Source organism: Sphingomonas astragali (genome assembly GCF_051400615.1).
Classification (GTDB): Bacteria; Pseudomonadota; Alphaproteobacteria; order Sphingomonadales; family Sphingomonadaceae; genus Sphingomonas.
This window is the reverse complement of record NZ_JBLFFH010000002.1, coordinates 742,564-762,166: the sequence shown is the minus strand read 5'-3', so window position 1 is coordinate 762,166 and position 19,603 is coordinate 742,564. Positions and strand designations below refer to the sequence as shown.

General features: G+C 68.8%; 25 protein-coding genes. 6 read left to right on the top strand and 19 right to left on the bottom strand.

Going from position 1 to position 19,603, the window contains the following annotated elements; genetic code table 11:
- Positions 1–20: 20 nt before the first annotated feature.
- From rodA to ACMGER_RS11960, 5 genes are read right to left on the bottom strand one after another with little or no spacing between them, the layout of a single operon-like run.
- Positions 21–1,139: a rod shape-determining protein RodA gene (gene rodA, locus ACMGER_RS11980; RefSeq protein WP_436812365.1), complete on the bottom strand. Its 1,119-nt coding sequence runs from the start codon at positions 1,137–1,139 to the stop codon at positions 21–23.
- Positions 1,136–3,187, bottom strand: coding sequence for a penicillin-binding protein 2 (mrdA, locus tag ACMGER_RS11975; RefSeq protein ID WP_436812364.1), 2,052 nt, complete (start codon positions 3,185–3,187; stop codon positions 1,136–1,138). Before mrdA ends, rodA begins: the two co-directional genes overlap by 4 nt.
- The gene (locus tag ACMGER_RS11970) at positions 3,184–3,702 is read right to left on the bottom strand and encodes a rod shape-determining protein MreD (RefSeq protein ID WP_436812363.1); all 519 of its coding nucleotides are present in this window, start codon (positions 3,700–3,702) and stop codon (positions 3,184–3,186) included. Before ACMGER_RS11970 ends, mrdA begins: the two co-directional genes overlap by 4 nt.
- Positions 3,699–4,610 carry a rod shape-determining protein MreC gene (mreC, locus tag ACMGER_RS11965; protein ID WP_436812362.1) on the bottom strand — a complete coding sequence of 304 codons (912 nt, stop codon included), beginning with the start codon at positions 4,608–4,610 and terminating at the stop codon, positions 3,699–3,701. Before mreC ends, ACMGER_RS11970 begins: the two co-directional genes overlap by 4 nt.
- Before the next feature lie 23 nt (positions 4,611–4,633).
- Positions 4,634–5,680: a rod shape-determining protein gene (locus ACMGER_RS11960; protein WP_436812361.1), complete on the bottom strand. Its 1,047-nt coding sequence runs from the start codon at positions 5,678–5,680 to the stop codon at positions 4,634–4,636.
- Between the two features lie 146 nt (positions 5,681–5,826).
- On the opposite strand from ACMGER_RS11960, the gene mutL reads away from it, so the two are divergent.
- From mutL to ACMGER_RS11945, 3 genes are read left to right on the top strand one after another with little or no spacing between them, the layout of a single operon-like run.
- The gene (mutL, locus tag ACMGER_RS11955; RefSeq protein ID WP_436812360.1) at positions 5,827–7,635 is read left to right on the top strand and encodes a DNA mismatch repair endonuclease MutL; all 1,809 of its coding nucleotides are present in this window, start codon (positions 5,827–5,829) and stop codon (positions 7,633–7,635) included.
- A 48-nt stretch (positions 7,636–7,683) separates the two neighbouring features.
- Positions 7,684–8,220 (top strand): J domain-containing protein, encoded by a 537-nt coding sequence (locus tag ACMGER_RS11950; RefSeq protein WP_436812359.1) that lies wholly within the window; start codon positions 7,684–7,686, stop codon positions 8,218–8,220.
- A complete protein-coding gene (locus tag ACMGER_RS11945) occupies positions 8,205–8,528 on the top strand; it encodes a (2Fe-2S) ferredoxin domain-containing protein (protein WP_436812358.1) in 324 nt (107 codons plus the stop codon). Before ACMGER_RS11950 ends, ACMGER_RS11945 begins: the two co-directional genes overlap by 16 nt.
- Here the strand turns inward: ACMGER_RS11945 and ACMGER_RS11940 are convergent.
- The 10 genes from ACMGER_RS11940 to ACMGER_RS11895 all read right to left on the bottom strand — a co-directional run bounded on the left by ACMGER_RS11940 (position 8,516) and on the right by ACMGER_RS11895 (position 12,326).
- Positions 8,516–8,923, bottom strand: coding sequence for a SufE family protein (locus ACMGER_RS11940; protein ID WP_436812357.1), 408 nt, complete (start codon positions 8,921–8,923; stop codon positions 8,516–8,518). The genes ACMGER_RS11945 and ACMGER_RS11940 overlap by 13 nt on opposite strands.
- 138 nt (positions 8,924–9,061) lie before the next feature.
- Positions 9,062–9,301, bottom strand: coding sequence for a hypothetical protein (locus ACMGER_RS11935; RefSeq protein WP_436812872.1), 240 nt, complete (start codon positions 9,299–9,301; stop codon positions 9,062–9,064).
- A gap of 14 nt (positions 9,302–9,315) precedes the next feature.
- Positions 9,316–9,591 carry a hypothetical protein gene (locus ACMGER_RS11930; protein WP_436812356.1) on the bottom strand — a complete coding sequence of 92 codons (276 nt, stop codon included), beginning with the start codon at positions 9,589–9,591 and terminating at the stop codon, positions 9,316–9,318.
- A 254-nt stretch (positions 9,592–9,845) separates the two neighbouring features.
- On the bottom strand, positions 9,846–10,043 hold the full coding sequence (locus tag ACMGER_RS11925; RefSeq protein ID WP_436812871.1) for a hypothetical protein: 198 nt from the start codon (positions 10,041–10,043) through the stop codon (positions 9,846–9,848).
- Between the two features lie 71 nt (positions 10,044–10,114).
- Positions 10,115–10,441 (bottom strand): hypothetical protein, encoded by a 327-nt coding sequence (locus ACMGER_RS11920; RefSeq protein ID WP_436812355.1) that lies wholly within the window; start codon positions 10,439–10,441, stop codon positions 10,115–10,117.
- Positions 10,442–10,452: 11 nt separating this feature from the next.
- Positions 10,453–10,743 (bottom strand): hypothetical protein, encoded by a 291-nt coding sequence (locus ACMGER_RS11915; RefSeq protein WP_436812354.1) that lies wholly within the window; start codon positions 10,741–10,743, stop codon positions 10,453–10,455.
- A gap of 40 nt (positions 10,744–10,783) precedes the next feature.
- The gene (pspC, locus tag ACMGER_RS11910) at positions 10,784–11,164 is read right to left on the bottom strand and encodes an envelope stress response membrane protein PspC (protein ID WP_436812353.1); all 381 of its coding nucleotides are present in this window, start codon (positions 11,162–11,164) and stop codon (positions 10,784–10,786) included.
- Between the two features lies 1 nt (position 11,165).
- A complete protein-coding gene (gene pspB, locus ACMGER_RS11905; RefSeq protein ID WP_436812352.1) occupies positions 11,166–11,441 on the bottom strand; it encodes an envelope stress response membrane protein PspB in 276 nt (91 codons plus the stop codon).
- A gap of 4 nt (positions 11,442–11,445) precedes the next feature.
- Positions 11,446–12,117: a phage shock protein PspA gene (gene pspA, locus ACMGER_RS11900; protein WP_436812351.1), complete on the bottom strand. Its 672-nt coding sequence runs from the start codon at positions 12,115–12,117 to the stop codon at positions 11,446–11,448.
- 80 nt (positions 12,118–12,197) lie between these two features.
- Positions 12,198–12,326, bottom strand: coding sequence for a hypothetical protein (locus tag ACMGER_RS11895; RefSeq protein ID WP_436812350.1), 129 nt, complete (start codon positions 12,324–12,326; stop codon positions 12,198–12,200).
- Between the two features lie 179 nt (positions 12,327–12,505).
- Here ACMGER_RS11895 and pspF point away from each other — a divergent pair, with 179 nt between their 5' ends.
- Positions 12,506–13,534, top strand: coding sequence for a phage shock protein operon transcriptional activator (gene pspF / locus ACMGER_RS11890; RefSeq protein WP_436812870.1), 1,029 nt, complete (start codon positions 12,506–12,508; stop codon positions 13,532–13,534).
- Positions 13,535–13,618: 84 nt separating this feature from the next.
- Positions 13,619–14,233, top strand: a complete 615-nt coding sequence (locus ACMGER_RS11885) for a superoxide dismutase (protein ID WP_436812349.1) — start codon at positions 13,619–13,621, stop codon at positions 14,231–14,233.
- 116 nt (positions 14,234–14,349) lie between these two features.
- On the opposite strand, the gene ACMGER_RS11880 is transcribed toward ACMGER_RS11885, so the two are convergent.
- Genes ACMGER_RS11880 through ACMGER_RS11870 form a run of 3 tightly spaced genes read right to left on the bottom strand, consistent with a single transcriptional unit; the run spans position 14,350 to position 17,188 of the window.
- Positions 14,350–14,967, bottom strand: coding sequence for a septation protein A (locus ACMGER_RS11880; RefSeq protein ID WP_436812348.1), 618 nt, complete (start codon positions 14,965–14,967; stop codon positions 14,350–14,352).
- A gap of 2 nt (positions 14,968–14,969) precedes the next feature.
- Positions 14,970–15,902 (bottom strand): signal recognition particle-docking protein FtsY, encoded by a 933-nt coding sequence (gene ftsY / locus ACMGER_RS11875; RefSeq protein WP_436812347.1) that lies wholly within the window; start codon positions 15,900–15,902, stop codon positions 14,970–14,972.
- A complete protein-coding gene (locus tag ACMGER_RS11870; RefSeq protein ID WP_436812346.1) occupies positions 15,899–17,188 on the bottom strand; it encodes a MiaB/RimO family radical SAM methylthiotransferase in 1,290 nt (429 codons plus the stop codon). The genes ftsY and ACMGER_RS11870 overlap by 4 nt, the downstream gene beginning before the upstream one ends.
- Between ACMGER_RS11870 and ACMGER_RS11865 the strand changes: the two genes are divergently transcribed.
- The gene (locus ACMGER_RS11865; RefSeq protein ID WP_436812345.1) at positions 17,187–17,762 is read left to right on the top strand and encodes a DUF924 family protein; all 576 of its coding nucleotides are present in this window, start codon (positions 17,187–17,189) and stop codon (positions 17,760–17,762) included. The genes ACMGER_RS11870 and ACMGER_RS11865 overlap by 2 nt on opposite strands.
- Here the strand turns inward: ACMGER_RS11865 and ACMGER_RS11860 are convergent.
- Positions 17,737–19,356 (bottom strand): putative bifunctional diguanylate cyclase/phosphodiesterase, encoded by a 1,620-nt coding sequence (locus ACMGER_RS11860; RefSeq protein WP_436812344.1) that lies wholly within the window; start codon positions 19,354–19,356, stop codon positions 17,737–17,739. The genes ACMGER_RS11865 and ACMGER_RS11860 overlap by 26 nt on opposite strands.
- Positions 19,357–19,603: the final 247 nt, after the last annotated feature.

Sequence of the window (19,603 nt, the reverse complement as noted above, 5' to 3'; positions counted from 1 at the left end):
ATGGTCTCCTGGCAAAGGCTTCACCAGCGCTGGATGCGGCGGTTTTCGCGGTCGATCGACATGAGGATGCCGAGGCAGATCAGCACCGTCATCTGCGCCGATCCGCCGAAACTCACCAGCGGCAGGGGAATGCCGACCACCGGCGCCATGCCCATCACCATCGCCATGTTGATGCCGACATAGAAGAAGATCGTCGTCGCCAGCCCCGCCGCCGTCAGGCGCGAGAAGCGGTCGCCGGCGCGCAGGCCGACGTTGATGCCCCAGCGGATCAGCACCATGAAGGCGGCGATCAGGAAGAAGCCGCCGAGTAGCCCCCATTCCTCCGCCATCGTCGCGAAGGCAAAATCGGTATGGCCCTCGGGCAGATAGTCGAGATGGCTCTGGGTGCCGTTGAGGAAGCCCTTGCCGGTGATCCCGCCCGAACCGATCGCGATCTTGGACTGGCTGATGTGATAGCCGGTGCCGAGCGGGTCGCTTTCCGGGTCCAGCATCACCAGGATGCGGTTGCGCTGGTAATCGTGGAGGCCATAGTTGATCGCGAGGGGCGCCGCGACGGCGACCAGCAGCGCGCCGCCGATGAACAGGCGCAGCCGCACGCCGGCGAGGAACATCACCGTCACCCCGCTGAACGCGATCATCAGACCGGTGCCGAGGTCGGGCTGGACCAGCACCAGCAGGAAGGGCACGCCGATCAGGATGCCCGCAGGAATCAGCGAGAACAGCTTGCGCGTCTCCGACGGCGGCAGCATCGCGTAGAAACGCGCCATCGTCAGCACGATCGCGGGCTTCATCAGTTCGGACGGCTGGAGGCGGATGAAGCCGAGGTCGAGCCAGCGCTGGCTGCCGCCGCGCACGGCGCCGAGCAGCTCGACCAGCACCAGCAGCACCACCAGCACACCATAGGTGGGAAAGGCGGCCGCCGCATAGGTCGACGGCCTTACCCGCGACATCACGATCGCCAGGCACAGGAACATGCCGAAGCGCACCGCCTGGGGAAAGGCCCAGGGATAGATGCTGCCGCCGGCGGCGGAGAACAGCACGACCAGTCCGAAGCCGCCGATCGCCAGGACCAGCAGCAATATGCCCCAGGGGAGCTGCGCGAGCGGCGCGGGGACGAAGCCGGAGACGGGGGCCCTCATTCGGGGTCTCCGCCGCCGCGCGTCTCGGCGACGCCGGTGACCGGCGCGGCGGCGTTGGCGGCGTTGGCGGCGGCGTCGACGACGTTGCTCGCCGCCGCCGCCGCGTCCTCCGGCGGCAGCGCGGCCGGAGGAGCGTTCTGTGCTGCCTCGAACGCGCGCGCCTGCGCCTCCATGCGCGTCCTGATGTCGCCGCCCCAGGTCGGCTCGATCTCCGCCAATGTCTTCAGCGCGCGCTCGCGGTCGAACAGATAGGTCAGGATGTCGCGGCCGGTCATCGGCGTGTCGAGATTGCGGATGAGGTGGGCGTTGTGCTCGAGCACGATCGCCGCGGCATAGCGCGGATTGTCAACCGGCGCGAAGCAGACGAGCAGCGCGTGATCGCGCAGCTTGAAGGGCAGGGCGGCGTTGCTGAGCACGCCCGATCGGCGCTCGGCCATGGTGATGCGGCGGACCTGGGCGGTGCCGGTCTTGCCGCCCATCAGGATGCCGGGGACCTGCATCCGCGCCGCGCCGCCGGTGCCGCCGCCGTTGATCACGCCCGACATGGCGTCGCGGATGATCGCGAGGTGGTCGGGCGCGACCTGGAGGGGAGGGGCGCTGCGGCTGTCCCTGCCCGCCAGCAGGTGCGGCTCGATCTGCTTGCCCGAGGCGATCCGCGACGCCATCACCGCGAGCTGGAGCGGATTGGCGAGCACATAGCCCTGGCCGATCGAGGCGTTGAGCGAGTCCGAGACCGCCCATTCCTGCTTGTATTTCCTGAGCTTCCAGGCGCTGTCGGGGACGGTGCCGTAGCGCTGGCTGGCGAAGGGCAGGTCGAACCTCTCGCCCAGCCCGACCATTTTCGCAATCGGCGCGACGCGGTCATAGCCCAGCCGCCGCACCATCTCGTAGAAATAGATGTCGCAGCTCTGCATGATCGCGTGCTTGAGGTCGAGCGGACCGTGGCCGCGGCGCTTGTGGCAGTGGAACACGCCGGTGCCGACCCGCATCGCGCCCGAGCAGAACACGCGGTCGTTGGGGTCCACGCCCGCCGCCAGCAGGGCGAGACCGTTCATCGGCTTGACGGTCGATCCCGGCGGATAGAGCCCCTGCGTCACCTTGTTCATCAGTGGGATGTGGTCGTCCTGCGACAGCATCTGCCATTCGCTGTGGCTGATTCCGTCGGAGAAGCTGTTGGGATCGTAGGCCGGCATGGAGACCATCGCCAGGATCTCGCCGGTCTGGCAGTCGAACACCACCGCCGAGCCCGAATTGGTGCCGAGCCGGCGTGCGGCATATTCCTGCAGGCCCACGTCGATCGTGAGGCGGATCGTGTGGCCGGGCGTGTCGCCGCGCGTCGCGAGCTCGCGCACCAGCTTGCCGCGCGCGGTGACCTCGACCCGTTTGGCGCCGGGCTTGCCGCGCAGCTGCGCGTCGAGGGTCTTTTCGAGGCCGTCCTTGCCGAGCTTGAAGCCCGGCGTCACCAGCAACGGGTCCTTGGTCTCCTTATACTGCTCGGCGGTGGCGGCGCCGACATAGCCAATGAGATGGCCGACCGCGGCGCCCAACGGGTAATTGCGCGAGAAGCCGCGCGTCGGCGCCACGCCGGGCAGCTCGGGGATGCGCACGCTGACCGCGGCGAAGCGTTCCCAGTCGAGATTCTCGGCGACCTGCACCGGCTGGAAGCCGGCGGCGCGCTTGAGCTCGGCCTGGATGCGGGCGACCTCCTCGGGCGGCAGGCCGAGCAGCGTGGTGAGCTCGCCGATCACCCGGTCCTTGTCCTCGAGCCGGTCGGGGATGATGTCGACGCGGAAGTCGGTGCGGTTGTTGGCGATCGCGACGCCATGCCGGTCGACGATCCAGCCGCGGCGCGGCGGCACCAGCGTCAGGTTGACACGGTTGCTCTCCGACAAGAGCGAGTAATGCTCGTTCTCGGCGACGGCGAGCCAGGTCATGCGCCCGGCCAGCAATACGCCCATGCCGATCTGCAGGCCCGAGATCACCATCGCCCGGCGCGAGAAGGTGAAGGCCTGGCTGGCTTCGGTGACGATGCGCGCGGGGCCGCTCATTGGAACTGCCGGCGCCTACGCTGCTCGATCCGCGCGCACAGGAAGGCGGCGAGCGGGTAGAGCGCGCAGGACATCGCGATCTGGAGAAGCAGCACCGTATCGACCTGGGCCGCGATCGGCGAGGCGACCAGCCGCGAAGCGATCAGGCAGAAGCCGACCGCGCCGCTGGCGATCAGCCAATCCTGCCAGAAGTCGCGCCATACCAGGCGCGTATCTAGCACGTCGACGGCGAGGACGCACAGCGTCCAGAACGCCATGGCGGCGCCGATCGGCTGGCCGCTGACGAGATCGTCGAACAGGCCGAGCGGGGCCGCCGCCCAGCTCGCGAACAGCTCGGGCCGCCTGAGCCGCCAGGCGAGCAGCATCAGCAGCCCGCACGGCGGCAGGAACGGCACCGTCGTGACGACGGGTATCAGGGTGACGAGCGAGCCGGCGATCACCGTCATCGCGGCGATCGTGACGTCCCAGCGCGATGCGGGCTCCGGCCTCAGCGGCGGGGCGCTCGTCAGCTTCATTCGCCTGCTCCGCTCGGTCGCGGCGCGGGCGTCGGCGTGGGCGTGGGCGTGGGCTTCGGAACGGAGGGCTCGGGCAGGAACACCTGCTGCACCAGCGCGAAATCGAGCGAATCCGGATTGGCGAAGCCGCGCGCATCCGCGGCGTCGCGCGAATCCCTGATCACGCGCGCGACCGGGATATTGGGCGGATAGAGCCCGCCGGTCCCCGATGTCATGAAGATGTCGCCCGCGCGGAACGGCGCGTTGACCGAAGCGGCCGAGCGCACCTCGAGCAGCCCGTCGCCGCGCCCGGCAACGATCGCCGGCAGCCCGTCGCGCGCGCGACGAACCGGGACGATGCTCTCGGCATCGACGATCAGCAGCACGCGGGCGCTGTTCGGCCCGGCTTCGAGCACCCGTCCGATCAGCCCCTCGGGCCCCCGCACCGACTGGCCCGGCTTGACGCCCTGGCGCCACCCGGCGTTGAGGATCGCGTAACGGCGCGTGCTCGACGCGGTCGAGGCGACCAGTCGCGCCGCCACCACCGGCGTCGGCTCGGCGTCGCGAACCTTGAGCAGCGCGCGCAGCCGCCGGTTCTCGGCGTTGAGCGTGCGCGCGCGCATGACGATCGCGCGCTCCTCCTCGATCTGCTTGCGCAGCGCCCGGATCTTGCTGGCGCCGCCGAAATAGTCGGTGACGCTCGCGGGAATGGTCGCGGCCCGGCGCAGGCCGTTGAGGCCCGACGAGATCGGCGTGGTCAGCTCCGCCAATCCCATCCGCAGCGCCGTGAAGGCCGGCGGATCGAAGCGCGCGAGCAGCAGCAGGACGAGGCCGACGACCACCAGAGCGCCGGCCACGACATAGCTCAGGAACAGGCCATACTGGGCGCGCCGCGAAAAGCCGGTGCGCCGGTTGAGTGGCGGCGCCATGGTCCCCGCGCCCCCTTTGGAACTTAAACCGCGAGCAGCACGCCGCGGAACACCGGATCCTCGAGCGCGCGGCCGGTGCCGAGCGCGACGCAGGTCAGCGGGTCCTCGGCGACCGTCACCGGCAGGCCGGTCTCGTCGCGCAGCACGTCGTCGATGCCCTGCAGCAGCGCGCCGCCGCCGGTCAGCACGATACCCTGGTCGACGATGTCGGCGGCGAGCTCGGGCGCGGTGTTCTCCAGTGCGATGCGCACGCCCTCGACGATCGTGCCGACCGGCTCCGACAGCGCCTCGGCGATCTGGCCCTGGTTGATCTGGATCTCCTTGGGCACGCCGTTGACGAGGTCGCGGCCCTTGATGTGGAGCGTGAGGCCGATGCCGTCGGGCGGCGCCTTGGCGATGCCGACGTCCTGCTTGATGCGCTCGGCGGTGGCCTCGCCGATCAGGAGATTGTGGTTGCGGCGGACGTAGGAGACGATCGCCTCGTCCATCTTGTCGCCGCCGACGCGGACCGAGGTCGAGTAGGCGAGGCCGCGCAGCGAAAGGACGGCGACCTCGGTGGTGCCGCCGCCGATGTCGACCACCATCGAGCCGATCGGCTCGGTCACCGGCATGTCGGCGCCGATCGCGGCGGCCATCGGCTCCTCGATCAGCCACACCTGGCTGGCGCCGGCGTTGGAGGCGGCGTCGCGGATCGCGCGGCGCTCGACGCTGGTGGAGCCCGACGGCACGCAGATCACGATCTGCGGCCAGCGCATCAGCGACTTGCGGCCGCCATGGACCTTGCGGATGAAGTGCTTGATCATCTCCTCCGCCACGTCGATGTCGGCGATCACGCCGTCGCGCAGCGGCCGGATCGCCTCGATCGTGCCGGGGGTCTTGCCCATCATCAGCTTGGCGTCGTCGCCGACGGCGCGGACCTTCTTGACGCCGTTGATGGTCTCGATCGCGACCACCGAGGGCTCGTTGAGCACGACGCCGCGTCCCCGGACGTAGACCACCGTATTGGCGGTGCCGAGGTCGATCGCCATGTCGTGAGACATGAATCTGAACAGGCGGGAAAAAACGGCCATCGAAGCATCCGTGTCAGGCCGCGCCGGACGAGCCCGCGCGGCGGTTCGCACTACCGATACCCTTATCCGGCGGAGCCAGGAAATCCGGCTCCGATTCTGGCGGATACGGGTCGCGGGATGGCGCCGCTTGGGCTAGAGCGCACCCCATGTCAATACGCCGTCTGCCAGAGCATCTCGTCAACCGAATCGCGGCCGGCGAAGTGGTGGAACGACCGTCCAGCGCGCTGAAGGAGCTGGTCGAGAACGCGATCGACGCCGGCGCCACGCGGATCGCCGTGAAACTTGCGGCCGGCGGGGTCGACCTGATCGAGGTGGTCGACGACGGCTGCGGCATGAGCCCGGCCGAGATGGCGCTGGCGCTGGAGCGTCATGCGACGTCCAAGCTGCCCGATGATGCGATCGAGGCAGTGACCACGCTCGGCTTCCGCGGCGAGGCGCTGCCGTCGATCGCCAGCGTCGCGCGGCTGACGCTGGAGAGCCGGGTGCGCGGCGAGGAGGGCTGGACGCGGCAGGTCGACAACGGCGCGCTGGTGCGCGAGGGGCCGGCGGCGCTGCCGCCGGGCACGCGGGTGCGGGTCGAGGGGCTGTTCGAGAAGGTGCCGGCGCGGCGCAAGTTCCTGCGATCGGCCAAGGCGGAATATGCCGCCTGCCTCGATGCGGTGCGGCGGCTGGCGATGGCGCGGCCCGACATCGCCTTCAGCCTGGAGCACGACGGGCGGCGGAGCCTCGTCGTGCAGGGCGACGAGACGCGGCCGGAACGGGTGGCGGCGCTGACCGACCGCGATCTCGGGCCGAACAGCGTCGCGATCGATCTGGAACGGGAAGGGCTGGTGCTCGGGGGCGTCGCGGGGCTGCCGACCTTCAACCGCGGGGTCGCGGATCATCAGTATCTGTTCGTCAACGGCCGGCCGGTGAAGGACCGCCTGCTCGCCGGTGCGGTGCGCGGGGCCTATGCCGAGATGCTGGCGCGCGACCGCCATCCGGTGGTGGCGCTGTTCCTGGAGGTTCCGACCGACGCGGTCGACGTGAACGTCCATCCGGCGAAGACGGAGGTGCGGTTCCGCGACCCGGCGCTGGTGCGGGGGCTGATCGTCAGCGGCTTGCGGCGGGCGCTGGACGAGGCGGGGTTCCGCGTGGTCCAGCGGCCGAGCGAGGCGGCGCTGGGGGCGTGGCAGCCGGGCTTTAGCCCCTCCCCTTCAGGGGAGGGGTTGGGGGTGGGGGATGTCTCACCGAGCCTTTGGCATGTGGCCAGTCCCCACCCCAACCCCTCCCCTGAAGGGGAGGGGCTCAGGCATCTCCACGACCGCCGCCCGACCTTCATCGCGCCCCAGGCCCGCGCCGAACCGGCCTATTCCCCGCCGCCGGAAACCACCAGCTTCCCTCTCGGCGTCGCCCGCGGCCAGATCGCCAAGACCTACATCGTCGCCGAGGCGGAGGACGGCCTGGTCATCGTCGACCAGCACGCCGCGCATGAGCGGCTGGTGCTGGAGCGGATGCGTCGCGCGCTCGGCGACGGCGGCATCGCCAGCCAGGCGCTGCTGCTTCCCGAGGTGGTCGAGCTCGACGAGCCCGGCTGCGACCGGCTGGAGGCGCGCGCCGCCGAGCTCGCCGAGTTCGGATTGGAGCTCGAGCGCTTCGGCCCGCGCGCGATGCTGGTCCGCGCCACTCCGGCGCTACTGGGGCAGGGTGATGTCCACGGCCTCGTCACCGACCTCGCCGACGAGCTCGCCGCCTATGACGAGGCGCTGAGCCTCAAGGAGCGGCTCGACCATGTCGCCGCGACCATGGCCTGCCACGGCTCGGTCCGCGCCGGCCGCATCCTCTCGGTCGCGGAGATGAACGCGCTGCTCCGCGAGATGGAGGTCACGCCGCATTCCGGCCAGTGCAACCACGGCCGCCCGACCTGGGTGAAGCTCGCCCATGCCGACATCGAGAAGCTGTTCGGGCGAAGATAGTCGCCCGCGCCGCTTGCCTGAACGGCGCTTCGGTCTATTTCGGGCGCGATGGCGCGAACTTCACGATCCAACGACTGGGGCTTTCCCCGCTGGCGCAGCTATGGCGCGGCGCGTGAGGCGACGCGCGTGCGGCTGTGCGACCGCGAGGGCTGCGAGGAGCCCGGCAACTGCCCCGCGCCCAAGGCGCCCAACAGCCCGGAGCGCTGGTGGTTCTGCCAGGAGCACGCCGCCGAATACAACCGCGGCTGGAATTATTTCGCCGGCCTCAGCGACGAGGAGGCGGCGCAGCGCGAGGCCAATGAGCGTCGCGACGCCTCCGGCTTCACCAGCGCGCGCCACAACGCCTGGGCCGGCCCCGGCGACGGCACGCGCTCGCGCGAAGAGATGCGCGCGCTCGACGTGCTGGAGCTGGAGGCCGACGCCGATTTCGAGGCGGTGCGTGCCGCCTGGCGCCGGCTCGCCAAGGAAAGCCATCCCGACGTCCGCCCCGGCGACGCCGAGGCGGCGAAGCGTTTCCAGGCGGTGCAGGCCGCCTATGACGTGCTGCGCGTCGCCGAGGAGCGGCGGCAGTGGCGGCCGGAGTGAAGCGGCGCGTCCGCTCGAACTGGAGGCGGGCGGTGCTGGTCTGCTCCAAATGCTCGAAGCGGATCGACGGCGGCTTCGGCCGCAAGGGCCGCACTCCGCTCGCCAAGGCGCTGAGAAAGCATCTGAGGCTGAAGAAGGACCGCAAGGCCGCGGCGGGAGTCGTCGAGGTGGAGTGCCTCGGCGTGTGTCCGACCAATGCGGTGACGGTGATCAATGGTGCTGCGACGGGCAAATGGCTGCTGGTGCGGCCGGGCGCCGATCTCGACCGGCTCGTGGATGAGCTCGGCCTTGCCGATCAGGCAGCGTAACGCGCCGCGGTCGCGCGGATCAGGGCGATCATGTTCGGAATGCCTTGGGTGCGGTTGGAGCTGAGCTGGTTCCTGAGGTCGAACGGGGCGAGCTCGCCTTCGATGCCGGTCGCCAGGATCTCGGCGGGAGAACGGTCCTGCACGGCGGCCAGTATCAGGGCGATGATGCCCTTGGTGATCGCCGCGTTCGAATCGGCGAGGAAATGCAGCCGTCCGTCCTCCAGCTGGGTCGGATAGACCCACACCGCCGCCGAGCAGCCGCGTACCAGCGTCGCATCGGTCTTGAGCGCATCGGGCATCGGCTCGAGCGCGCGGCCGAGGTCGATCAGCATCCGGTAACGGTCGTCGGCATCGAGGAACGCATATTCCTCGTGAAGGTCGGCAAGCGTGGACATGGCTGGTGCGGTTATCCTGCCGTCGCGCCGCATACAACCGTCACCCGGGCCCTGTGCAGGGGTCCATCGAGCCGCGCTTACAGACGCAGCGGTACTTTCGGCCCGGTGGATGCCGGCACAAGGCCGGCATGACGCTTCCTACAGCTCCACTCCCGAGGCGATCGCCTCGAGCTTGCGGATGCGCTCCTTGAGGTCGGCGATCTCGATGCGGGCGCTCGCGCTCGGGGCTGCCGGCTGACCCACGTCGCGGGCGAGGCTCAGCTCCTGCGCCTTGAGCGCCAGCCAGCCGCGCCAGCCCGAGAGGCCAGCCATCGTCACCATGCCGAGTCCGGCGAGGCCCGCGACGGCGGCGGTGATGTAGAAATTGGGATCGGTCATGACCGCGTCTCCCATCATTTGCTCTTGAGGCCGTCGCGGAGCTTCTCGATCTCGCGATCGAGCCGCAGGCTGCCCTCGTTGTCGGTGACCACGCGCTCCAGCACCTGGACGCGCTCCTTGAGGTCGGCGATCTCGCTCTTGAGGCGATGGTTCTCGGCGGCGAGCCCGGCATCGTCGCGCACGCTGTATGCGTGGCCGTGCCGCTCGCGGCGGATGCCCAGCTTCGCTCGAACCACGCTGACGATCGTCACGATGATCACGATCGCCACTACCATTTCGAACGGGTTCATTGGTGCTCGCTCCTGAAATCCGTGGAGGTGGATTTACTCGGCCGGCGTCTCGGCCGCCAGTTGCATTGCGCGGCGGCGGGGACGGTCGACGCGCTCGGTCAGGAAGACGCCGATCCCCGTGGTCACGGCCATCACGGCAAACAGGATCAACATGGCACTACTCCTCCATTCGGTGCCGACCGGGCCGGCATCCGGGGTTCTTGCTTGGCCGCCTCGGCGGCCGGACTATCGTTGGACCTTTTGGGCTGTCCCGCTCAGTTCAGCGGCTTATCCCGCAGCGCCTCGATCTCCTCGGCGACGGCGATGCCGCGGTCGGTGATGATCCGCTCCAGCACCCGCACCCTGGCCTCGAGCCGCTCGGTATGGGCCGCATATTGCGCCGCCTTCTCCGCGGTCTGGGCGGTCAGCACGTCGGCCATCTTCTCCTTGTGCCTGACCCAGGTCTTCAGCATTTCGCTGCCGACCCCCATGATCACCGGCAGGCCGACCACGACCAGCGCCAGCATGAAGATCGTGAAACCGTTCATTGCATACCTCCCGTCCGGCGCAGGTCCTCGATGGCCCGGGCGGTGCGCTCGGCAGGATCGGTGGCGATCCGCTCCAGCGTCTCCAGCCGGTCCTTGACCGACCCGATCTCCGCCCGGAGCTGTGCGTTCTCCTGGCTCAGCAGGCGGATACGCTCGACCATCTCGTCCCCGCTCTTCTTGGGGTAGACCGCCTTGCCCCAGACATCGAGCAGCGGATAGCCGTGGCGGATCTTGAGCCAGGTCACCAGGATCCAGGCGCCGGTCCCCACCAGGGTGACGATCGTCACCGGAACCGCGAGCTGCATGATCAAACCTTGGTCCATGCTTTCCTCCCTCAGCGCAGGTTGTCGATGTCGCGGGCGGTGCGCTCGGCGGGATCGGTGGCGATCCGCTCCAGCACCGCGATCCGCTCCTCCAGCCGGGCGATCTGGCCCACCAGCCGCTCGTTCTCGTTCGCCAGCAGCGCGATCCCGCGCTCGGCGTCGGGGTTCGAGCGGTGGCTCACGCCCTTCCATTCATTCTCCACCGGATAGCCGTGCCGCGCGCGGATCCAGTTGTTGATCAGCCAACCCGCCGTACTGATCATGATGATCCCGAGTACGAACCAGGGTCCATGCCAGCCCATTTCTGTTTCTCCCTGTTGACGGAGCGCTCGGGCCCGAGCCTCAGCGCAGCGCGTCGATCTCGTCGGCCAAGCGCGTGTTGCGGCTGGTGTAGTACATCTCGATGTCGGCGAGCCGGCGGTCGATGTCGCGGAACTTCGAACGGACCTCATGCGCCGAACGCTTCGGGTTCGACCGGACGCCCTGCCAGAACTTCGCATCCTCCGGGCTCTCGTAGAGGCCGAGCGGCTTGGGCTCCGCCATCCACGCGACCAGCCAATAGGCGATCAGCGTCCAGGGAAAACCCCCGGCGAGCGTCAGGACCACCGTGCCGACGCGGACCCAGGTCGCGTCGACCCCGGTGTAATCCGCGATCCCCGAACAGACGCCCAGCCATTTGGCGTTCTGCTTGTCCAGATAGAATTTGGTGCGGCTGGCGGACATCTCAGTTCCTCCGGATATAGTCGTAGTCGGTATCCGCGGCCGAGCTGGCGCCCGGGCCGGGGCGGAAATCGGGGTTGTCAGCGGCGAGGATGCGCTCGACGGTCTGCAGCCGCTCCTCGAGCCGGCGCGCCGTCAGGAACATCTCGTCGAGCAGCTTCTCGTCCTCCTCGGTGATCCGCGGCGCCTGCTTCCACTTGGTGATGTAGTGGAAGACCAGCCACGGCAGCCCGATGAAGAGGATGCCGCAGATGAAGACGGGGAGCAGGAACACTTCCATCGGATCAGCCCTCCTTGCCGCCGCTCAGGCGCTTCTTGAGCGCCTCGAGCTCCGCATCGACCTTCTCGTTGGCCTTCAATTCAGCGATCTCCTCGTCGAGGGTCTTGACCGCCATCAGGCCCGCCGCCTCGGCGCGGCCCTCGGCCAGGTCGACCCGGCGCTCGAGCACATCGAAGCGCGAGAAGGCCTCGGCGGTCTTGCTGCCGCCGTACATCTCGCGCAGGCGGAAACGGTTGTTCGCCGTCTCCAGCCGCGTCTCGATCGAGCTCTGGCGGCTCCGCGCCTCGCGCAGCTTGGTCTGCAGCTTGGCGATGTCGGCTTCGGAGGCCTTCAGCGACTCATCCAGCACCGCGATCTCGCCCTTGAGCTGCTCGCACATGTCGGCGGCCTTCTGGCGCTCGACCAGCGCGGCCTTGGCCAGGTCCTCGCGATCCTTGGACAGCGCCAGCTCGGCCTTCTCGGTCCAGCTCGTCTGGAGCCCTTCGAGCTTGGCGATGTGGCGGCGCATTTCCTTCTGGTCGGCGATGGTGCGGGCGGCGCTCGCGCGCACCTCGACCAGCGTCTCCTCCATCTCGAGAATGATCATCCGGACCATCTTCGCCGGATCTTCCGCTCGATCGAGCAGATCGGTGACGTTGGCGGCGATGATATCCCGGGTTCGCGAGAAGATACCCATGTGTTCGAACTCCTTCGTGCGTACGCGATACTAATGGGGAGGCCGGGGCGGCGCGAGGGATTCCCGCCCCGGCCTGGCCGTCACGCCTGATGGGTGACGGCGAAGCTCTGGGCCGGGGCGACCGCGCCGCCCACGCATACGGCGCTCAGCATCAAGGCCGCGACCACGGTCGAGACGACCCGGGCGAAGTTGGCGGAAACAGTCTGCATCGGAATGCTCCTTGAACCTTCATCCTGTCCGCCGCGATTGGCGGGATGCCAACTGCAGTGCACGGGGCGTGCCAATTTCGAAAATGACGGAAATCCGGGCATTTCGCTGCACCGGGCAGGCAGGTGGCCGGATTTTATCTTGCCAAATGTTGGGAATTTACGCCAATGGTCCGCCAATGATCGAGCGGACGACACAGGTCATCGGGCAATCGGGCGCGTTCCTCGATGCCCTGGAGCGCGCCAGCCGCGCGGCGGCGCTCGACCGGCCGGTGCTGGTGATCGGCGAGCGCGGTACCGGCAAGGAGCTGGTCGCCGAGCGCCTCCATCGCCTGAGTCCGCGCTGGGACCAGCCCCTGGTGGTGATGAACTGCGCCGCGTTGCCCGAGACGCTGATCGAGGCCGAGCTGTTCGGGCATGAGGCGGGCGCCTTCACCGGCGCCACGCGCGCCCGCGCCGGCCGGTTCGAGGAGGCCGACGGCGGCACGCTGTTCCTCGACGAACTGGGTACGTTGTCGATGGCGGCGCAGGAGCGGCTGCTGCGCGCGGTCGAATATGGCGAGGTGACGCGGATCGGCGCCTCGCGTCCGATCGAGGTCGACGTGCGCATCGTCGCGGCCACAAACGAGCATCTTCCCGACCGCGTCGCCGCCGGCGGCTTCCGCGCCGACCTGCTCGACCGGTTGAGCTTCGAGGTGGTGACGCTGCCGCCGCTCAGGGCGCGGCCGGGCGACATCATGGTGCTCGCCGATTTCTTCGGCCGGCGCATGGCATCGGAGATCGGGTGGAGCGAATGGCCCGGCTTCGGGCCCAATGCGGTCGATGCGCTCAGCGACCATAGCTGGCCCGGCAACGTCCGCGAGCTCAGGAACGTGGTCGAGCGCGCGGTTTATCGCTGGGAGCGGGAAGGGCCGGTCGACGCGATCGAGATCGACCCCTTTTCCTCGCCGCACCGCCCCCGCGGTGCGGCGGCCGTTTCTCTTTCCTCGCCGTCTCCCGTCCCGTCGGACGCGCCGCTCATGGCAACGTCGCGCGACGAGAGCGGGTCGGCCAGCTTCAAGGACCGCGTCGCCCGCTTCGAGCGCGAGCTGCTGAGCCGCGCGCTTGCCGAGCACCGCTTCAATCAGCGCACCACCGCCGAGGCGCTCGGTCTCACCTACGATCAGCTTCGTCACGCGCTGCGCCGGCACGGCTTGCTCAACGCCGGGTGAATCCCATATCGGCCGCGCAACGAGGGCGGAGCCATCCGGCGCCGTCCGCGTTCGTCGCACGAGCCCGAACAAGGAGGAAATCCCATGGCTTTCGAACTGCCGCCGCTGCCCTACGCCTATGATGCGCTCGAGCCGACGATCGACAAGGAGACGATGACGCTCCACCACGACAAGCATCACAAGGCCTATACCGACAAGCTCAACGAGGCGGTCGCCGCCGATTCCAGCCTCGAGGGCAAGACGATCGAGGAGTTGCTCGCGAACATGCAGGGCAAGCCGCCGATCCTGCGCAACAACGGCGGCGGCTATTGGAACCATGACTTCTTCTGGAAGACGATGGCCCCGAACGCGGGCGGCGCGCCGACCGGCGAGCTTGCGGCCGCGATCGACGAGACCTTCGGCTCGTTCGACCAGTTCAAGGAGAAGTTCAACGCCGCCGGCGTCGGCCAGTTCGGCTCGGGCTGGGCGTGGCTGATCGTCGGCGAGGACGGCAATCTCGCCATCACCTCGACGCCGAACCAGGACAATCCGCTGATGGACGTCGCGGCGGTCAAGGGCACGCCGATCCTGGGCAACGACGTGTGGGAGCACGCCTATTACATCACCTACCGCAACGATCGCGCCGCCTATCTCAAGGCGTGGTGGAACGTGGTGAACTGGGACGTCGTCGCCGAGCGGTTCGAAGCGGCGAAGAAATAAGCGAAGCTCCCTTTCCCCGTGGGGAGAGGGCCGGGGAGAGGGGGCAGGGTCTCACCGAGACTGTCGCCCGCGGCACTGCCCCTCTCCCCAACCCTCTCCCCAAAGGGGAGAGGGCTTTATCCCTCCGGCGGCACCGGTACGTCCTTCGCCTCGCCGGTGCTGAGCCCGTTGCGCAGCAGCATCGGGATGTTCGCGATCGCGAACAGGAAGGTGAGGGGGATCGCTCCCCAAATCTTGAAGCTCACCCAGAAATCGGTGCTGGTCGAGCGCCACACGGCCTCGTTCAGCACCGCCATGCCGATGAAGAACAGCGTCCAGTTGACCGTCAGCTTGCGCCACCCGCGTTCGGTGAGGCCCGGGTAGGCGCTGCCGAGCAGCCCCTGCAGCAGCGGGCGTCCGGTCGCGAGCCCGAAGCCCAGCACCGCAGCGAAGGTCGCGTAGACGAAGGTCGGCTTCATCTTGATGAAGCGCTCGTCGTGGAAATAGAGGGTAAGCCCGCCGAACACGAGCACCAGCACCGCCGACACCCACAGCATCGGCGAGACTTGGCGGGTTTTGATCCACGACAGACCTACCGCGATCATCATCGCGATCATGAAGGCGATCGTCGCCGCCATGATCCGCGCCAGCGCCGGGCCGGGGGCCAGAAAATTGACCCCGAAGAAGGCGATCAGCGGCCCATAGTCGAGCGCGAGGCGGAAGCCGGGGGAGGTGGCGGGGCGGGCTTCGGTCATGATCACAGCAACTCCTCGACGCCGGCGATGATCCGCGCGACCTCGTTCGCGTCGAACGGGCGCAGGTCGTCGACCTTCTCGCCGACCCCGATCGCGTGGATGGGCAGGCCGTATTTCTCCGCCGCCGCCACCAGCACGCCGCCGCGCGCGGTGCCGTCGAGCTTGGTCATGACCAAGCCGGTGACGCCGGCGACCTCCTTGAACACCTCGATCTGGCTGAGGGCGTTCTGGCCGGTGGTGGCGTCGAGCACCAGCACCACGTCGTGCGGCGCCTCGGGATTGAGGCGGCCTAACACGCGGCGGATCTTGGCGAGCTCGTCCATCAGCTCGCGCTTGTTCTGGAGGCGGCCGGCGGTGTCGACGATCAGCACGTCGGTGCCGTCGGCGGTCGCCTGCTTGACCGCCTCGTAGACGATCCCCGCCGCGTCGCCGCCCTCGGCGCCGGAGACGATCGGCACGCCGATCCGCTCGGCCCAGGTGCGCAGCTGCCCGATCGCGGCGGCGCGGAAGGTGTCGCCGGCCGCCAGCATCACCGAATAGTCCTGCTCGAGGAGCAGGTTGGCGAGCTTGGCGATGGTGGTGGTCTTGCCCGATCCGTTGACGCCGATGACGAGGATCACCTGCGGACGTGGGAAGGCGTCGACGTCGAGCGGCTGCGCGACCGGCGCGAGCGCCTTCGCCACCTCCTCGGCGACGACCAGGCGGATGCCGAGCTCCTCCATGTTGCGCTCATACTGCCCCTCGGCCAGCCGCGCTCGCACCCGTGCCGCGGTCTGGGGGCCGAGGTCGGAGGCGATCAGCGCCTCCTCGATCTCGTCGAGCACCGCGTCGTCGAGCCGCGCGGTGCCGAGCCCGGCGAGGTTGCCGACCAGCCGGTCGGAGGTCCGCTTGAACCCGCCGAGCAGGCGCTGGTGCCAGGAGAGGTTGGTGCTCATGCTCTTGCTAAAATCTGTTCGTCACCCCGGCGAAGGCCGGGGTCCACCGTGCCCGCAGCACTGGTGGATGCGTGGATCCCGGCCTTCGCCGGGATGACGGAGGAGAGCAGGGCCGTGTCGTCCGAACCATGAATCGCGACACGCACCACCGTCCCTGGCTCGCATCGCCGATCCAGCCTCACCTCCGCGAAATTCTCCGCATGTCCGCGATCGCCCGGCCGTTCGACCAGCACGCGCTGCTCGGTGCCGACCAGCGTCGCCAGCCACTGCCGCCGCCTAGCTTCGCCGGCTTCGCGCAGCCGCCCGGCGCGTTCCTTCACCACTTCGCGCGCCACCTGCGGCATCCGTGCCGCCGGCGTGCCCTCGCGCGGGGAGAAGGGGAAGATGTGCGGATGCACCACATCGCAATCGTCGAGGATCGCCAGCGTGTTGGCGAACATCCCCTCCTCCTCTGTCGGGAAGCCGGCGATCAGGTCCGCGCCGACCGCGATCTCCCGCCGCCTGGCCTTGAGCCGCTCGACGGTCGCCACCGCCTCGGCCCGCGAATGCCGCCGCTTCATCCGCTTGAGGATCATGTCGTCCCCCGCCTGGAGCGAGAGATGGACATGCGGCATCACCCGCGCCTCGCCGGTCAGCAGCTCGAACAGCCGGTCGTCGATCTCGATCGAATCGAGCGAGGACAGCCGCAACCGCTCGACCGACGTGTGGCGAAGGATACGCTCGACCAGTGACCCGAACGAGGGCATCCCCGGCAGATCGGCGCCGTAGCTGGTGATGTCGACCCCCGTCAGCACCACCTCGCGATGTCCGACCGAGACCAGCGTCGCTATCCGCTCCACCACCGCGCCCGCCGGCACCGACCGGCTCGGTCCCCGGCCATAGGGGATCGCGCAGAAGGTGCAGCGATGGTCGCACCCGTTCTGCACCTCGACGAATGCGCGAGCGTGGCCGGTGAAGCGCGTCGGTGCCATCTCCAGCCCGCCCCAGCTTGCCGGATCGAGCTTGGTCATGTTCCCGACCACCCGGTCGACCTCCGCCATCGTCGCGAAGCCGTCAGGATCGATCGTCGCCGCGCAGCCGGTCACCACCAGCTCGGCATGAGGCCGCACCCGCCGTGCGCGCCGGATCGCCGCTCGCGTTGCCTTGACCGCCTCATTGGTCACCGCGCAGCTGTTCACCACGACGACGTCGCGGGAACCGAGCATGGCGCGTATGCTTTCGCTTTCGGCGATGTTGAGGCGGCAGCCGAGAGTGATCACCTCGGGGCCGGCGGAGGGAGCGAACATGGAAACGCATCTAGGCCCCGGATCGGGCGAAGTCCACGACGCGGCGAGGCAGGTCCTCGACTTCTGGTTCGGCGAGCTCGGACCAGAGCAATGGTTCGCCAAGGACGCAGCGGTCGATCATGCCTGCGCGCGCTTCGGCCCCATGCGCGACGCGGTGCTCGCCAGCGGCGCCGGTGGCTGGCGGGACGAGCCCGAGACGCTGCTCGCCGCGGTCATCCTGCTCGACCAGATCAGCCGCAACATCCACCGCGGCTCACCGCGCGCCTATGAGGCCGATCCGCTCGCCGAGAGCCTCACGCGCGAGGCGATCGCACGCGACTGGGTCCGCCTCTTCCCGAAGAAACACGCGCAGTTCCTGCTGCTGCCGCTCGAGCACGCCGAGAATATCGACACGCAGCGGCTCAGCCTCGCCCAGTTCGAGGCGCTGGGAGAGGAAGAGGCGCTCGCCTATGCCCGCGACCACGCCGCGGTGATCGAACGTTTCGGCCGTTTTCCCTCCCGCAACGCCGCGCTCGGCCGCAACTCCACGCCCGAGGAGCTCGAATACCTCAGCCAGCCCGGCGCCGGCTGGTAGCCTTACGAAGCGGTTCCGCCTGCGCGACGTGCAGCATTCGCCGCTCGGCGAGCATCCGCCGCACGCCCGCGGTCGACAGCGGCTTGCCGTAATGCCACCCCTGGCCGCGCGCGACGCCGGTCGCGATCAGCCGCCGCGCGATCTCGCCGTCCTCGATCCCCTCGGCGGTGACCGGCAGGTTGAGGCTCTCGCCGAGCCGTGCGATCGCGTGGACGATCGCGGCGGAATCCGGGCTTTCCGTCATCGAGATGACGAAGCTCTTGTCGATCTTGATCCGGTCGAACGGCAGCATCCTCAAATGCGCCAGCGACGAATAGCCGGTGCCGAAATCGTCGAGCGCTAGCCGCATCCCCTGGTTCTTGAGGGAGCCGGCGATCGACTGGGCGAGTGACAGGTTGTCGAACAGCGCGCTCTCGGTGATCTCGATCTCGCAGCGGCTGGCGGGGAAGCCGGTCTCGGTCAGCACTTTGATGATCTTCTGCGCGAGCCACGGATCGCGCAGCTGCCAGGGCGAGATGTTGATCGCGACGGTCAGCGACGGGTCCCAGTCGCGCGCCGCGGCGAACGCCTGGCGCATGATCGACAGCGACAGCTCGGCGATCGTGCCGGTCTCCTCGGCGATCGGGATGAACTGGTCAGGGCTGATCAGCCCGCGGCTCGGATGCTCCCAGCGCGCCAGCACCTCGAAGCCGTTGAGCTCGCCGGTGGCGAGATCGATCTGCTGCTCGAAATAGGGGACGATCTCCTGCCGCGGGATGGCGAGGCGCAGGCCGCTCTCGAGCTCGTTGCGCGCCTGGAGCTCGCGCTCCATCGACATGTCGAACCAGGCGAAGCGGTTGCGGCCCGATTTCTTGGCGGCATACATGGCGATGTCGGCCGCCCGCATCAGCGCATCGATGCTCGGGCAGTCGAAGTCGGAACGAGCCATCCCGATCGATGCCGAGATGTGGCAGCGCAGGCCCTCCGCGTCGAAGGGCTGCGCCATCCGGCTCACCAGCCGCTCGGCGATGCGCTCGACCACGTCGGGATTGGCCGCATCGAACAGGAAGGCACAGGCGAACTCGTCGCCGCCGAGCCGGGCCATCAATGCGCTAGACGGCAGCACCCGCTCGATCTCCGCCGCCACGGCACGCAGCAGCGAATCGCCGACGGGGTGGCCGTGCATGTCGTTGACCGTCTTGAAATGGTCGAGGTCGAGGATCAGCAGCGCCATCGCCTTGCGGCGCTTCCCGGTGCGGGCGAACAGCGCCGCGCCATCCTGGACCAGGCTGCGGCGGTTGAGGAAGCCGGTCAGCGGATCGCGCGCAGCGAGCATCCGCGCGCGTTCCTCCGCGGCGGAGCGCTCGGCGACCTCGCGGGCGAGCGCCTGGTTGCGCCGCCAGCCGAGCAGGATCAGCGCGATGTTGAGCAGCAACGCCACCACGAGCGGCTGGTCGACCGGCGTGCCGCCCATGAAATAATGGCGAACCGTGGCGGCGAGCACCTGGCTGCCGATGCCGACGAACATCAGGATCGCGGCGATGCTGATCGCACCGGTGACTACGTCGCGCGGGATGCGGGCCGTGCGACGATCCTCGTCGAAATCCAGTGCCATGCCCCCGAACCGCCCCTGTCCCGATCAACGGCGGGGCTTGGCATGTCGAAGGTGTAGATCGGGTTAAGCTCCCGTCATCCCGGCGAAAGCCGGGATCTCGTGCCACAAGCCGCGCGCTTGCCGCCGGAGATCCCGGCTTTCGCCGGGAGGACGATAGGCCTGGGAGAGGCTTGCGAATTCCGCCGCCTTCGCCTAAGTGCCCGTCCGATCGTTCCTTCGGGCACGTGACGCATTCGCCGCCTACGGG